The sequence below is a fragment of the Arthrobacter sp. ISL-85 genome (assembly GCF_018613675.1).
Taxonomy (GTDB): Bacteria; Actinomycetota; Actinomycetes; order Actinomycetales; family Micrococcaceae; genus Arthrobacter.
In genome coordinates this window covers 110,010-122,447 of record NZ_JAGGPQ010000026.1, presented here as the reverse complement: position 1 = coordinate 122,447, position 12,438 = coordinate 110,010, and the positions used below count along the sequence as shown (strand labels likewise).

Genomic DNA, 12,438 nt, shown 5'->3' with positions numbered 1-12,438 from the left:
AAGAGTCTTTTGTATGACTGATCCGCTTCTCGCCCACGCCACCGAATACGGCCGGATGTACGCACGATCGACGTCTGAGCAGTTTTCGGTCCCATCCATCACTACGGTGATCGGCCAGCAGCCGCATGGCCTCGACGGCTGGTTCGGCTACATGGGTGCCAGCAGCCTGGCCAATGATCCGCTGCTCTCCGACTGCCTGGGGAGCCCGGCCAAAATCAAGCAGGCCATCAACCGTGCGGCAAAGGCTGCCGAGGCCTATCGGGACGACGCCGCCCGGCGCGGGGACCGCGTCCACACCTACTGCGAGCAGGTGGCGCTGCGTGCGCTCGGACGGCCGCATGCCATGAAGGAAGCCCGCGATGCGCTGGCTGCAAACGGGGAGGAAGCCTTCGCCGTTCGTTTCGACGAATGGTGGGAACTCTTCCAGGTGGAGCCCATCGCCCCGGAGATCACGGTCTGGAACCACTCTGTGGGGTACGCCGGAACCCTTGACCTCGTGGCAAGGATCAATGGACGCATCTGCCTTATCGATTACAAGACCAAGGGCACCACGCGGGACGGACAGGTCAAACCCCTGGATGACAAAGTGGTGATGCAGCTGGTGGCCGGCATGAAGGCGGAAGAGAGCCTCGTGGATCCGGAGGCTGGAACCTGGGAGCCCTGGAAGTACGGGGAAGACCCGGTCCTGCTGGCCGTGGCTATTGGCGAGACGGAGGTCCGCCCCGTCCGCGCCAACCCCGAAGTCCTTAAGCATCACTGGTGGAAGTTCTGCGCCCTGCGCCGGGTTTGGGAACTGTCCGCGGACACCATCGGTGCAGGAACCGCGCTACTGCCGATTGCGCCCCCGCCCCTGGCCCGCACCGCCTAGGGCAAACGGTGCACGTGAAGAGACTGCACCTAAACTGGATAGGTTCCCTTTGCCGCCAACCGTGAGGACACACAGCGCATGGCCATTCTGAATATCCGCATCATCGGCGATCCTGTGTTGCGCACAGTTGCCGATCCCGTGACGGAATTCGGACCCGAGCTTGCCAAATTGGTCGCCGATATGACCGAGACCATGGAGGATGTGGACGGAGCCGGGCTCGCCGCTCCCCAAATTGGCGTCAGTAAGCGCATCTTCACCTACCGGATCGACGGCGTCGAAGGGCACATCATCAACCCTGTCCTGGAGAACAGCGAGGACTACCAGCCGGACCACGTGGAAGGCTGCCTGTCCATCCCGGGCCTCGGCTTCCCGGTCCGCCGGTTCCGAGCCACGCGGATCACCGGCGTGGACATGCACGGGAACCCGGTATCCATCGACGCGGAAGGCATGCTGGCGCGTTGCTTCCAGCATGAGAACGACCACTTGGACGGCATCCTTTACACCGACCGCCTTGAGGGCGAAGACCGGAAGGCAGCGCTGCGGTCCATCCGCAACGCCAAATACGACGCCGTCACCGAGCGCACCACAGCCAAACGCGCCAAGAGTGTTGGGTCGAGCTTCGGCGGGGCAAGCTTTGGCGGAACCAGCACCCCCGGCTCCAGCTTCGGCGCAGCCGGGTGAGGGTCCTCTTCGCGGGGACACCCGCCGTCGCAGTTCCATCCCTGGACGCACTTGTTGATGCCGGGTTCAACGTCGTCGCCGTCCTGACCAGGCCCGATGCGCCGGTGGGCCGGAAACGTGTGCTGACGCCGTCGCCCGTTTCGCAACGGGCTGCTGAACTGGGCATTGAGGTGATCCACGCCGCGCGGGTCGATGCCGAAGCCATAGCCGGTATTACCGCCGTCCAGCCGGACGTTGCGGCCATCGTTGCCTACGGCGGCCTGGTTCCCCGCGATGCCCTCCGCATACCGCACCACGGCTGGGTCAACCTGCACTTTTCCCTGCTCCCGGCCTGGCGGGGGGCGGCGCCTGTCCAGCGGGCCGTCATGGCCGGCGACGACGTCACCGGCGCCGTGACCTTCCAGCTTGAGGAAGGCCTGGACACCGGACCCGTCTTCGGCACCCTGACGGAAACGGTCAAACCCCAGGACACTGCCGGTGATCTCCTTGAACGGCTGTCCCACAGCGGCGCCGTACTGCTGGCCCAGACGCTGTCTGCCATCGACGCCGGGAAAGCATCACCGCAGCCACAGGCGGGCGATGTCTCGCTTGCGCCGAAACTGACCCTGGAGGATGGCCACGTCAACTGGGCCCATCCGGCCCTTGCCATCAGCAGGCAGGCACGCGGTGTCACCCCCGAGCCCGGTGCATGGACCCTGCTGGATGGGCAACGGGTCAAGCTCGAGCCGGTCCGGCTGCGGCCGGAGGTTTCCCGGCTTGCCCCGGGGTCCGTGGCGCTGGAGGGGAAATCCGTACTGGTTGGAACGGGGTCGCACGCGGTGGAACTTACCCGGATCCAGCCCGCCGGGAAAAAGATGATGGCCGCCGCCGACTGGGCGCGCGGTTTGGCTTCACTGGAGAGCGTGGTGTTCGAATGACCGGGTCCGAAGGCAACACAGGCGGACGGGGAAGTTCCGGGGGACGCAGCGGCGCCGGGAAAGGCGCGCAGGGCGCTGGCGGACCTGCCGGCGGCGGTCGGGGCAACGGCAACACCCGGGACGCCAGCCGGCGGAATGCCAAGGGCCGGGAACGCAACCGCGGGCCGCAACGGAGCTTCACTGAGCAGGCGCCGTCCCAGCGAACCAGGCGCGCGGACCCCGCCCGCCTGGTGGCCTTCGAAGTGCTGCGCGCCGTGGCGGCTGAGGACGCCTACGCCAACCTGGTGCTGCCGGCACGGATCCGGCACCACCATCTGGACAAGAGGGACGCCGGCTTCGCCACCGAACTGAGCTATGGGGCCCTGCGCAGCCAAGGCACCTATGACGCTGTCCTGGCGCGATGCGTGGACCGTCCCCTCGCCCAGCTTGACCCGGCCATCCTGGACGCCCTCCGCATCGGTGCCCACCAGTTGCTGGCCATGCGGGTCCCCGCCCACGCGGCACTGGACCAGACCGTGGGGCTCGCCCGGGCGGTGATCGGCGCCGGCCCGTCCACACTGATCAACGCCGTTCTTCGCAAGGTCGCCGCCCGGAGCCTTGAGGAATGGCTAGACCTGCTGGTGGAAGGCGAAACCGACGCTACGAAGGTAGCCGCGGTGAGGTACGCCCACCCCGAATGGATCGTCCGGGCCATGCGCCAGTCGCTCGTGGCGCACGGCCGTTCTGCAGCCGAGATCGACCAACTGCTGGAAGCAGACAACGAGGCACCTGTCGTCAACCTCGTGGCCCTGCCCGGACTGGGCAGCCTGGACGAGGCACTGGAAAACGGCGCCACCCCCGGGGACCTGGTTGAAGGCTCTGCACTTTCCAGCGGCGGAGACCTGGGCCGCCTGGCCTCTGTCCGCGCCGGTACCACCAGGGTGCAGGACGTCGGTTCCCAGCTGGTGGCACGGGCCTTGGCCGCAGTGGACCTCGGAACGCCAGGAGGAGGAAGCGGCGCTGGAAGTGCATCCATGGCCGAAGACCCTGAAGCGTGGCTGGACCTCTGCGCCGGGCCCGGAGGAAAGGCTGCGCTCCTTGGCGCATTGGCACACCAGCGGGGTGCCACGCTTCTCGCAAACGAACCTGCCCCGCATCGCGCCAAGCTGGTCAGCCAGGCACTGTCCGCCATTCCGCACGGCAGCTGGCAGGTCCGCACCGGGGACGGCCGGGACGTGGGAGGGGAGCAGCCGGAGCGGTATGACCGTGTCCTGGTGGACGTTCCCTGCACAGGCCTTGGGGCACTTCGCCGCAGGCCCGAGTCCCGGTGGCGCCGCTCGCCCAAGGACATCGCAGACCTCGGTCCGCTGCAGCGCGAACTGCTGGCTTCTGCCCTCGCGGCTGTCCGGCCAGGGGGCGTGGTGGCCTACGTAACCTGTTCACCGCATCCTGCCGAAACCACAGCTGTTGTTGCCGACGTCGTGCGGAAGCGCACCGACCTCGAACTCCTTGACGCCGGTGCCGCCCTGGACGCAGTCAGCCTGACCGGCAGCCTCGGTGCCGGCCATGAGCTGACGGCCCAGCTCTGGCCCCACATCCACCACACCGACGCGATGTTCCTGGCCCTCATAAAAAAGAAAGCATGATCGGGGCGGAAGCCTGACCAGGAACGAAAGCTAGACCCGGAAGAACGCCGCCTGGTCAGCTTTCCCGTGACCACAACACCGTGAGACCAAAGCACCTTCAGTGAAAGGCATCCCCGTGACTCAATGCTGCATCAACCCGAGCATCCTCTCCGCCGACTTTGTCAACCTTGAGGCCGAACTGCAGCGGATCAGCAACGCCGATGCCGTGCACGTGGACGTCATGGACAACCACTTCGTCCCCAACCTGACCATCGGGTTGCCCGTCGTGCAGCGGATCCAGGCCGTCAGCCCGGTTCCGCTCGATGCCCACCTGATGATTGCCGATGCGGACCGCTGGGCGCCCGGATTCGCGGACGCCGGCCTTGCGTCCGTCACTTTCCACGCAGAGGCCTCGATTGCGCCGATCAAACTGGCAAGGGAACTGCGCAGCAGGGGAGCCAAGGCGGGGATGGCACTGCGCCCCGCGACCCCGGTGGAGCCCTACCTGGACATGCTGCCGGAGCTGGACATGCTGCTTATCATGACCGTGGAACCGGGCTTCGGCGGCCAGGCGTTCCTGGACATCACCCTGCCCAAGATCCGCAGGGCCCGTGCGGCCGTGGAGGGCTCCGGGCTGGGGGTGGCCATCCAGGTGGACGGCGGCATCACGGAAGAGACCATTGCCCGCGCTGCCGAGGCCGGGGCCAACGTCTTTGTGGCCGGTTCCGCCGTGTACGGCGCCGATGATCCGTCCGCGGCCATCGACCTGCTGCGGGCAAAGGGCAGCCGGACATTACGTGCGGCGACGGAATAACCGGGAACCCATTCCGGTTGTGGCAGAATAACAACACACATACGTGCTCCGGGGTCGGTGTAAGTCCGAACCGGCGGTGACAGTCCGCGACCCGCGCGCCGGCGTTCTCCCAGGAGGCCTCCGGCAGACGGTTGAACCGGTGGAATTCCGGTACCGACAGTTAAAGTCTGGATGAGAGAAGCACGTACAGCTGTATCTGCGCAGCCTTTGGGCTCCGCAGCGTTCTGCTGTCGTATCCCCGGAGCCATCGCGGTTCGACAGGGAAGGAACGACACACGAATGAACCCCCAGCGATGGCTCTTTAACGCCGCAAGTCCTGCCGCTTCAAAGGCAGGCACCAACTCCACAACGGCCGTCGCATGACGGGCGCCGTCAAGCTCCAGCCCGCCGTAGGAGTGGTCACTGCCTTCAGCGCCGCCGAAACCCGCGCCATGGAGGATGCCCTCCAGGCAGCACTGAAAGGCCCACGCGGTGCGAATCCCCTGGTGGGCGCCGTCGTCGTGGGCCCTGACGGCCGGCACCTCGTTGCCGGCTACCACCGCGGTGCCGGCACCGCACATGCCGAAGCCGACGCCATTGCCCAGGCCGCCGCCGTCGGACTGGACATTTCCGGCTGCACCATGGTGGTCACGCTGGAACCCTGCAACCACGTGGGCCGTACGGGGCCGTGTACGGAAGCGATCATTGCCGCCGGGATCACGGATGTGGTCTACGCCGTGGATGACCCCCATGACCCCGCTGCCGGTGGCGCCGCAACGCTGCGCGCAGCCGGGGTCCGGGTCCGCAGCGGTCTGGGCGCCGACGAAGCCCTGGACCTGAACCGCCAGTGGTTTGAGGCGGTGGCTGCCAGGCGGCCGTTCGTCACCCTCCACATCGCGCAGACCCTTGATGCCCGGATCGCCGCCGAAGACGGCACCAGCCAGTGGATCTCCAGCCCTGAGTCCCTCGCGGACAACCACGGAATCCGCAGCCGCATCGACGCCATCCTCGTGGGGACCCAGACCGTGCTGGTGGACAACCCGCGGCTGACCGCCCGCGATGCCTCCGGCAACCCTGCGCGCAAGCAACCGGTTCGTGCCGTTATGGGCTTCCGCAACGTTCCGGATGACGCCGCAATCCTTGGCGATGACGGTCTGGCTGTCCACCTCCCCACCCGTGACCCCCACGAAGCGTTGTCCATGCTGTACTCGTCCGGCGTCCGGCACGTCATGGTCGAGGGCGGCTCAAGAATCCTGAGCTCCTTCCTGTCGGCGGGCCTGGTTGACGAACTCATCGTGTACCTGGCCCCCACCTTGCTGGGGTCCGGCACCCCCGCACTGAACGGCTTGGGCATCACCAGCCTTCCGGACGCCCAGCAATGGGAGTGGGACGCGTCCGACGGCGGCGCGGTGCGGACGCTGGGCCGGGACCTGCGACTCCACCTCAGACCGCAACGGAAAGTTGCACTCGATCACCAAACTACCCGCGATAACGCGGAGCAAGCCCAGGGAGGCTACTGATGTTCACCGGAATTATTGCCGAGCAGGGGCAGGTGCTGTCCGTGGAGCGGGACGGCAACACCAGCGCCATCGTCCGGCTGCACGCGCCCGCTTCCACCGAAGGACTGGCGCTGGGCGGCTCCATTGCCGTGAACGGGGTCTGCCTCACGGCAACCGCGATTGACGGCAAGGAGTTCAGCGTGGACGTCATGGGGGAGACCCTGGTCCGGAGCACCATCGGCGAGCTTACTGCGGGTGACTCCGTCAACCTGGAGCGCTGCGTTCCCGCGGGCGGCCGCCTGGACGGTCACGTGGTGCAAGGCCACGTGGACGGGGTGGGCGTCCTGCTGGAGCGGGAACCCCAAGGCAACTGGGAGCGGCTGCGCTTCGGTGTCCCCGCCAACCTGGCCCGCTATATCGCCGAGAAAGGCTCCATCGCCATCGACGGCGTCTCCCTCACCGTGACGGCCGTCAGCCCGGCCGCCGAACAGGAACCCTGGTTCGAAGTGGGCCTGATCCCCACCACCCTCGCCGAAACCGGCCTGGGTACCAAAACCGCGGGCAGCCGGGTGAACCTGGAGGTCGACGTCCTGGCCAAGTACACTGAACGGCTGCTTGCGTTCCGTGATGCCGGGGCACCGGCCGGCAGCGGCGAAGCCGCCATTGCGGGAGGTGCCAAGTGAACGCTGCGGTACGGCTGGAGCCCGCCGTCGCCAGTGGCCCCGCGGCCCGCAATCCTGTGCAAACCAACCCGGTGACCAGCAACCCAGTTACGGGCGGCGCGTCGTCCGGACCCGGCAGGGGACTGGACTCCATCGCGGACGCCGTGCGAGCCATGGCCGCCGGCCGTCCGGTGCTGGTGGTCGATAACGAGGACCGGGAAAACGAAGGTGACATCATCTTCGCCGCCCAGCACGCCACGCCGGCGCTGATGGGTTGGACCATCCGCTACAGCTCGGGCGTTATCTGCGTGCCGTTGACCGGTGACCGCGCCGATGCGATGGCATTGCCTCCAATGACGGCCGTCAACGAGGACGCAAAGGGCACCGCCTACACCGTCTCCTGTGATGCGGCCATCGGGGTCAGCACAGGAATTTCCGCCACGGACCGGGCGCTGACCGCCCGCATCCTGGCGGACCCGCAGGCCGGTCCGGCCTCCGTGACGCGGCCGGGGCATATTTTCCCGCTCCGTGCAGTTGACGGAGGTGTGCGGGAACGCCAGGGCCACACCGAGGCCGCTGTGGACCTGTGCCGCCTCGCAGGCCTTGAGCCTGTAGGGGTGATCGCGGAAGTGGTGTACGACGACGGCGAAATGATGCGCCTGGACGGGCTTCGTTCGTTCGCAGCGGAACATGGGTGCCCCCTCATCTCCATCGAGGACCTGGTGGCGTATCTTGAAGCCGGGGCCGGGGGAGGCCTGGAAGAGGATGCCCGGGTGATCCCGGGTGAAGAAAAGGAGAAACGATGACGGCAGCGGCAGCCAGCGACGACAGCCCGCACAACGGTCACCGGAAGTCCCACCCGATGTCCGGTGAGGCGCCCCATCCCGTCAGTGGAGGGCCGGTGGTGCAACTGCCCACCGCCTTTGGTGACTTCGTGGCGCAGGCGTGGACGGACCTGGTGACCGGCGTGGAGCACTTGGCCGTCAGTTCCCCCAATGCTCCCACCGACGGAAAAGCGCCCCTTGTCCGGCTGCACTCCGAGTGCCTCACCGGGGATGTTTTCGGATCCTACCGGTGCGACTGCGGGGAGCAGCTTGCCTTCGCACTGGAGCTGATCCGGGACAACGGCGGAACCCTGCTCTACCTTCGCGGCCAGGAGGGCCGCGGTATTGGCCTGGCCAACAAGATCAAGGCCTACGCACTGCAGGAAGCCGGTTTCGACACCGTTGAGGCCAATGAGCAGCTGGGCCTGCCGGTTGATGCCCGCTGCTACAAGGCCGCGGCCCAGATCCTGGCGGAAATGGGACTGCACGAGGTGCGGCTGCTAAGCAACAACCCGGACAAGCAGAACAGACTGGCGAAGGCCGGGGTGAGGGTGGTGGAAATGGTTCCCACCGAGGTCCCGTCCCGCGAACAGAACATCCGCTACCTGCGCACCAAAAAGGACCGGATGGAACACCGGTTGCTGCTGGACACCCAGGTGGCTCCCGTGCCCGTCGTCGCCTCCGAAACCCCTTACGACCACGAACAAGACTGACGTCTTCACAAACGAACGGAACAGAAGAAACCCATGAGCGGACACGGCGCCCCCGACATTGACCTGAGCACCCTCAACCCCGCCGAGACCTCGCAGCTGAAGCTGGCCATCATCGCAGCCAGCTGGCACACGCAGATCATGGACGGGCTCCTGGACGGCGCACTCCGCGCTGCCAAGGATGCCGGCATCGCCGAGCCCACCGTGCTGCGCGTTCCCGGCAGCTTCGAGCTCCCCGTCGCTGCCGCGCGGCTGGCCCCGCACTTTGACGCCGTGGTGGCCCTCGGCGTCGTGATCCGCGGCGGGACCCCGCACTTTGACTACGTCTGCCAGGCCGCGACGTCGGGCCTCACCGACGTCAGCGTGTCCACCGGCGTGCCCGTGGGCTTCGGCGTGCTCACCTGCGACAACGAACAGCAGGGCCTGGACCGTGCCGGCCTGCCCGGCTCCAAGGAAGACAAAGGCCACGAGGCCGTGACCGCGGCGCTGGCCACCGCCGTCGTCCTGAAGCAGTACCGGAGCTAAGCGGCAGCACGCTGATCGGGCGCGGTGTGTATTCCATCACATCGCGCCCGTCATGCAACCGCCCGGGAAGCGTCCCCGCGGCCGCAGCAAGTAGGCTGGAGGGCGTGAAGAATTTCGAGACGCTGTTCGCTGAGCTCAGCGAGAAGGCAGCCACCCGCCCGGAAGGCTCCCGCACCGTCGCTGAATTGGAGTCCGGTGTTCACGGCATCGGCAAAAAAGTCGTTGAGGAAGCAGCCGAAGTGTGGATGGCTGCCGAATATGAATCCGATGAAGCCGCGGCCGAGGAAATCTCCCAGCTGCTGTACCACCTGCAGGTCCTGATGCTCGCCAAAGGCCTGACCCTGGAAGACGTCTACAAGCATCTGTAGCCACCGGTCCGGCGCGCTGCCGCCGGGCCCCCTGTGGCCTGCACTGCCTGAAACCAAGACCTCTCACCCCAGAAAGAATCTCCCATGCTGCGAGTAGCCGTCCCCAACAAGGGCTCCCTGTCCGAAGCCGCCTCCGCCATGCTCTCCGAAGCCGGATACCGCCAGCGGCGCGACAGCCGCGAGCTGGTCATGGTGGACCCGGACAACGACATTGAGTTCTTCTTCCTCCGCCCCCGCGACATTGCCGTGTACGTGGGCCGGGGAACGCTCGACGTCGGCATCACCGGCCGCGACCTGCTGCTGGACGCCGAGGTGGAAGCCGAAGAGTTACTTCCGCTGGGGTTCGCGGCGTCCACATTCCGTTTTGCCGGTCCCGTGGGCGATTTCAGCTCGGCCGCCGAGCTCGAGGGAAAACGCCTGGCCACCAGCTACGACGGCCTGCTGCGCAACTACCTGGCAGAACGCGGCATCAACGCCAAAGTAGTCCGGCTCGATGGTGCGGTTGAATCCTCCGTGCGCCTCGGGGTCGCGGACGCCATCGCCGACGTCGTGGAAACCGGCAACACCCTCAAGGCCGCCGGTATGGAGATCTTCGGCGAACCCATCCTCAAATCCGAGGCCGTCCTGATCCGGCGCATCGGAAACGGTGGAGCTGCCAATGGCACGGCCAAGGAAATTGAAGTCCTGATCCGCCGCCTCCAGGGCGTCCTTGTGGCGCGCCAGTACGTGCTGATGGATTACGACATCCGCAAGGAACTCGTGGAGAAGGCCGCAAGCCTGACTCCCGGCCTTGAATCGCCGACGGTTTCCCCGCTGCGTGATTCCGACTGGGTGGCCGTCCGGTCCATGGTGCCCAAAAAGGAAACCAACCGGATCATGGATGAACTCTACGACCTCGGCGCCCGCGCCATCCTGGTCAGCAGTATCCACGCCTGCCGTATCTGATAACCGGCACCCCAGCACCACAAAATATCCAGGAGTTCCCATGGCAGTAGCTGTACGCGTCATTCCCTGCCTTGACGTCGACGCCGGACGCGTCGTCAAGGGCGTCAACTTCGAGGGCCTCCGGGATGCCGGCGACCCGGTGGAGCTCGCCCACCGCTACGACAACGCCGGCGCGGACGAACTGACCTTCCTTGACGTCACCGCGTCGTCGGGCAACCGGGAGACCACTTTCGACGTTGTCCGGCGCACGGCCGAGGAAGTGTTTATCCCGCTCACTGTTGGCGGCGGCGTCCGCGGCGTGGCCGAGGTGGACAAGCTCCTGCGCTACGGTGCGGACAAGGCCTCCATCAATACCGCTGCCGTGGCCCGGCCCGATGTCATCGATGAGATCACCCGGCACTTCGGTTCCCAGGTGCTGGTCCTGTCCGTTGACGCCCGCCGCACCCGGCCGGGATCCCGGCCCACGCCGTCGGGATTTGAGGTAACGACCCACGGCGGCCGCACCGGCACCGGAATCGACGCGATTGAGTGGGCCAGGGAAGCGGCAGACCGCGGGGTGGGGGAGATCCTGCTGAACTCGATCGACGCCGACGGCACCAAGGACGGCTTCGACCTTGAACTCATCAAACTGGTCCGGGCCGCCGTCAAGGTCCCCATCATCGCATCTGGGGGTGCGGGGGAGCCGGCACACTTCCCGCCTGCCGTTGCCGCGGGTGCGGACGCCGTCCTGGCCGCCTCGATTTTCCACTGGGGGCCAGACAACATGATGTCCCAGGTCAAGGACGCCATCCGGGCAGCCGGGTTCGAAGTTCGGTAGTCCCCACCCGCAGTGTGTCAGAGCCCTACTTCCGCTGACTGGAGGAGGGCGACGGCGTCCGGCTGGCCTTCGAAGGTGACCAGGGCGTGGCGGGTGCGGCCGTGGGCGTGCATCAGCAGTTCGCCCGGCTCGCCGACGATTGCCACCGAAACGGGGGCGCGCTTGGCGACGTGGCGGGGCCCGGACGGGCGGACGAGGACAATGCCCAGGTCCACGCCCCGGTACAGGATGGCAGCGCGCTTGACCAGTTCGTCCCACAGCGCCTCCGAGTATGCCTCGTCCAGCGCGCGGGGGGCCCACCGGTCCACGGCGCGCCGGACGTCCTCTGTGTGCACAAAGTACTCGATCAGGTTGGCGCTCTCGTCCAGCGCCCGGATACTCATCGGGGAGAAGGCCGGCGGGCCGGCCCGGAAGGTGTTCACCAGCCGGGCGTAGTCCTCATTGCTGGTGAGCTTGGCGGCCAGCCTGGCGGTGGCCTGGTCCGACGCCTTGGCCAGGCGCTTGATGATCAAACCAAGCCCGACGGCGGCTTTCCGCTCGCGCAGGTAAAGGTGCGCGGCAAGGTCCCTGGTACGCCAGCCCTTGCACAGCGTGGGCGCATCAGGGCCGGCCGCAAGCAGGGTTTCGGCCAGGACTTCTCGGGATGGTTCGACGAAATGCATCACTTGGAAAACTAGCACGAGTGGTGAGGAGTTGGGCAGCACGGCAGCGGGCGGTGGCGTGCCGTTGTTCACAACAGGAGACCGGACGGGCGAAGGCACTAGACTTGACCCGATGTCTGAGCAGCCAGCCCCCGTCCACGCCGCAGGATCCGCCGTGTCCCCGGCGCCGCCGTCGGCCGCTGAATCCTCGCCGCAGGCAAGCCCGCTCCCCAAGGAAGTGGCCGCTGCGCTCAAGCGCGACGCCGCCGGGCTGGTGGCTGCCGTGGTGCAGCAGTACGACACCAATGAAGTGCTCATGCTCGGCTGGATGGACGATGAAGCCCTGAACCGCACGATGACCACCGGCCGCGTGACGTTCTACTCCCGCTCGCGCCAGGAATACTGGCGCAAAGGGGATACTTCCGGACACGTCCAGTGGGTCAAATCCGTGGCCATGGACTGTGACGGTGACGCATTGCTTATACGCGTCGACCAGGTGGGTGCCGCCTGCCACACGGGGACCCGCACCTGCTTCGATGGCAGGTCACTCGACGTGGTGGCGGGCCAGGCGGGCTAAGCGGCAC

General features: G+C 66.8%; 15 protein-coding genes and 1 riboswitch. Of the genes, 14 read left to right on the top strand and 1 reads right to left on the bottom strand.

The features are described 5' to 3' along the window. Positions 1-13 precede the first annotated feature (13 nt). From J7I84_RS19290 to hisF, 13 genes are all read left to right on the top strand, one after another. Positions 14-868: a cytochrome gene (locus tag J7I84_RS19290; protein WP_214946132.1), complete on the top strand. Its 855-nt coding sequence runs from the start codon at positions 14-16 to the stop codon at positions 866-868. Positions 869-946: 78 nt separating this feature from the next. Next, positions 947-1,549: a peptide deformylase gene (gene def / locus J7I84_RS19285; RefSeq protein ID WP_214946131.1), complete on the top strand. Its 603-nt coding sequence runs from the start codon at positions 947-949 to the stop codon at positions 1,547-1,549. Then, positions 1,546-2,466 (top strand): methionyl-tRNA formyltransferase, encoded by a 921-nt coding sequence (gene fmt, locus J7I84_RS19280; protein ID WP_214946130.1) that lies wholly within the window; start codon positions 1,546-1,548, stop codon positions 2,464-2,466. The genes def and fmt overlap by 4 nt, the downstream gene beginning before the upstream one ends. After that, positions 2,463-4,091 carry an RsmB/NOP family class I SAM-dependent RNA methyltransferase gene (locus J7I84_RS19275; protein ID WP_214946129.1) on the top strand — a complete coding sequence of 543 codons (1,629 nt, stop codon included), beginning with the start codon at positions 2,463-2,465 and terminating at the stop codon, positions 4,089-4,091. Before fmt ends, J7I84_RS19275 begins: the two co-directional genes overlap by 4 nt. A 115-nt stretch (positions 4,092-4,206) precedes the next feature. Further along, on the top strand, positions 4,207-4,884 hold the full coding sequence (gene rpe, locus J7I84_RS19270) for a ribulose-phosphate 3-epimerase (RefSeq protein WP_214946164.1): 678 nt from the start codon (positions 4,207-4,209) through the stop codon (positions 4,882-4,884). A 39-nt stretch (positions 4,885-4,923) separates the two neighbouring features. Then, positions 4,924-5,072: riboswitch (FMN riboswitch) on the top strand. A gap of 171 nt (positions 5,073-5,243) precedes the next feature. Then, complete coding sequence (ribD, locus tag J7I84_RS19265) at positions 5,244-6,383, top strand: bifunctional diaminohydroxyphosphoribosylaminopyrimidine deaminase/5-amino-6-(5-phosphoribosylamino)uracil reductase RibD (protein ID WP_214946128.1); 1,140 nt, start codon at positions 5,244-5,246, stop codon at positions 6,381-6,383. Beyond that, on the top strand, positions 6,383-7,045 hold the full coding sequence (locus J7I84_RS19260) for a riboflavin synthase (RefSeq protein WP_214946127.1): 663 nt from the start codon (positions 6,383-6,385) through the stop codon (positions 7,043-7,045). The genes ribD and J7I84_RS19260 overlap by 1 nt, the downstream gene beginning before the upstream one ends. A 71-nt stretch (positions 7,046-7,116) precedes the next feature. Next, complete coding sequence (gene ribB / locus J7I84_RS19255) at positions 7,117-7,830, top strand: 3,4-dihydroxy-2-butanone-4-phosphate synthase (protein ID WP_214946126.1); 714 nt, start codon at positions 7,117-7,119, stop codon at positions 7,828-7,830. Further along, entirely contained in the window at positions 7,827-8,561 is a 735-nt protein-coding gene (ribA, locus tag J7I84_RS19250) for a GTP cyclohydrolase II (RefSeq protein WP_214946125.1), read from the top strand. Before ribB ends, ribA begins: the two co-directional genes overlap by 4 nt. Positions 8,562-8,594: 33 nt before the next feature. Then, entirely contained in the window at positions 8,595-9,083 is a 489-nt protein-coding gene (gene ribH, locus J7I84_RS19245; RefSeq protein ID WP_018770776.1) for a 6,7-dimethyl-8-ribityllumazine synthase, read from the top strand. A 104-nt stretch (positions 9,084-9,187) separates the two neighbouring features. Continuing rightward, positions 9,188-9,451: a phosphoribosyl-ATP diphosphatase gene (locus J7I84_RS19240; protein WP_009358176.1), complete on the top strand. Its 264-nt coding sequence runs from the start codon at positions 9,188-9,190 to the stop codon at positions 9,449-9,451. An 84-nt stretch (positions 9,452-9,535) separates the two neighbouring features. Beyond that, entirely contained in the window at positions 9,536-10,396 is an 861-nt protein-coding gene (hisG, locus tag J7I84_RS19235; RefSeq protein WP_214946124.1) for an ATP phosphoribosyltransferase, read from the top strand. A 40-nt stretch (positions 10,397-10,436) separates the two neighbouring features. Further along, a complete protein-coding gene (hisF, locus tag J7I84_RS19230) occupies positions 10,437-11,213 on the top strand; it encodes an imidazole glycerol phosphate synthase subunit HisF (protein WP_214946123.1) in 777 nt (258 codons plus the stop codon). Between the two features lie 17 nt (positions 11,214-11,230). On the opposite strand, the gene J7I84_RS19225 is transcribed toward hisF, so the two are convergent. Continuing rightward, the gene (locus tag J7I84_RS19225; RefSeq protein WP_214946122.1) at positions 11,231-11,875 is read right to left on the bottom strand and encodes a TIGR03085 family metal-binding protein; all 645 of its coding nucleotides are present in this window, start codon (positions 11,873-11,875) and stop codon (positions 11,231-11,233) included. A 112-nt stretch (positions 11,876-11,987) separates the two neighbouring features. On the opposite strand from J7I84_RS19225, the gene hisI reads away from it, so the two are divergent. After that, positions 11,988-12,431, top strand: coding sequence for a phosphoribosyl-AMP cyclohydrolase (hisI, locus tag J7I84_RS19220; protein ID WP_214946121.1), 444 nt, complete (start codon positions 11,988-11,990; stop codon positions 12,429-12,431). Positions 12,432-12,438 lie beyond the last annotated feature (7 nt).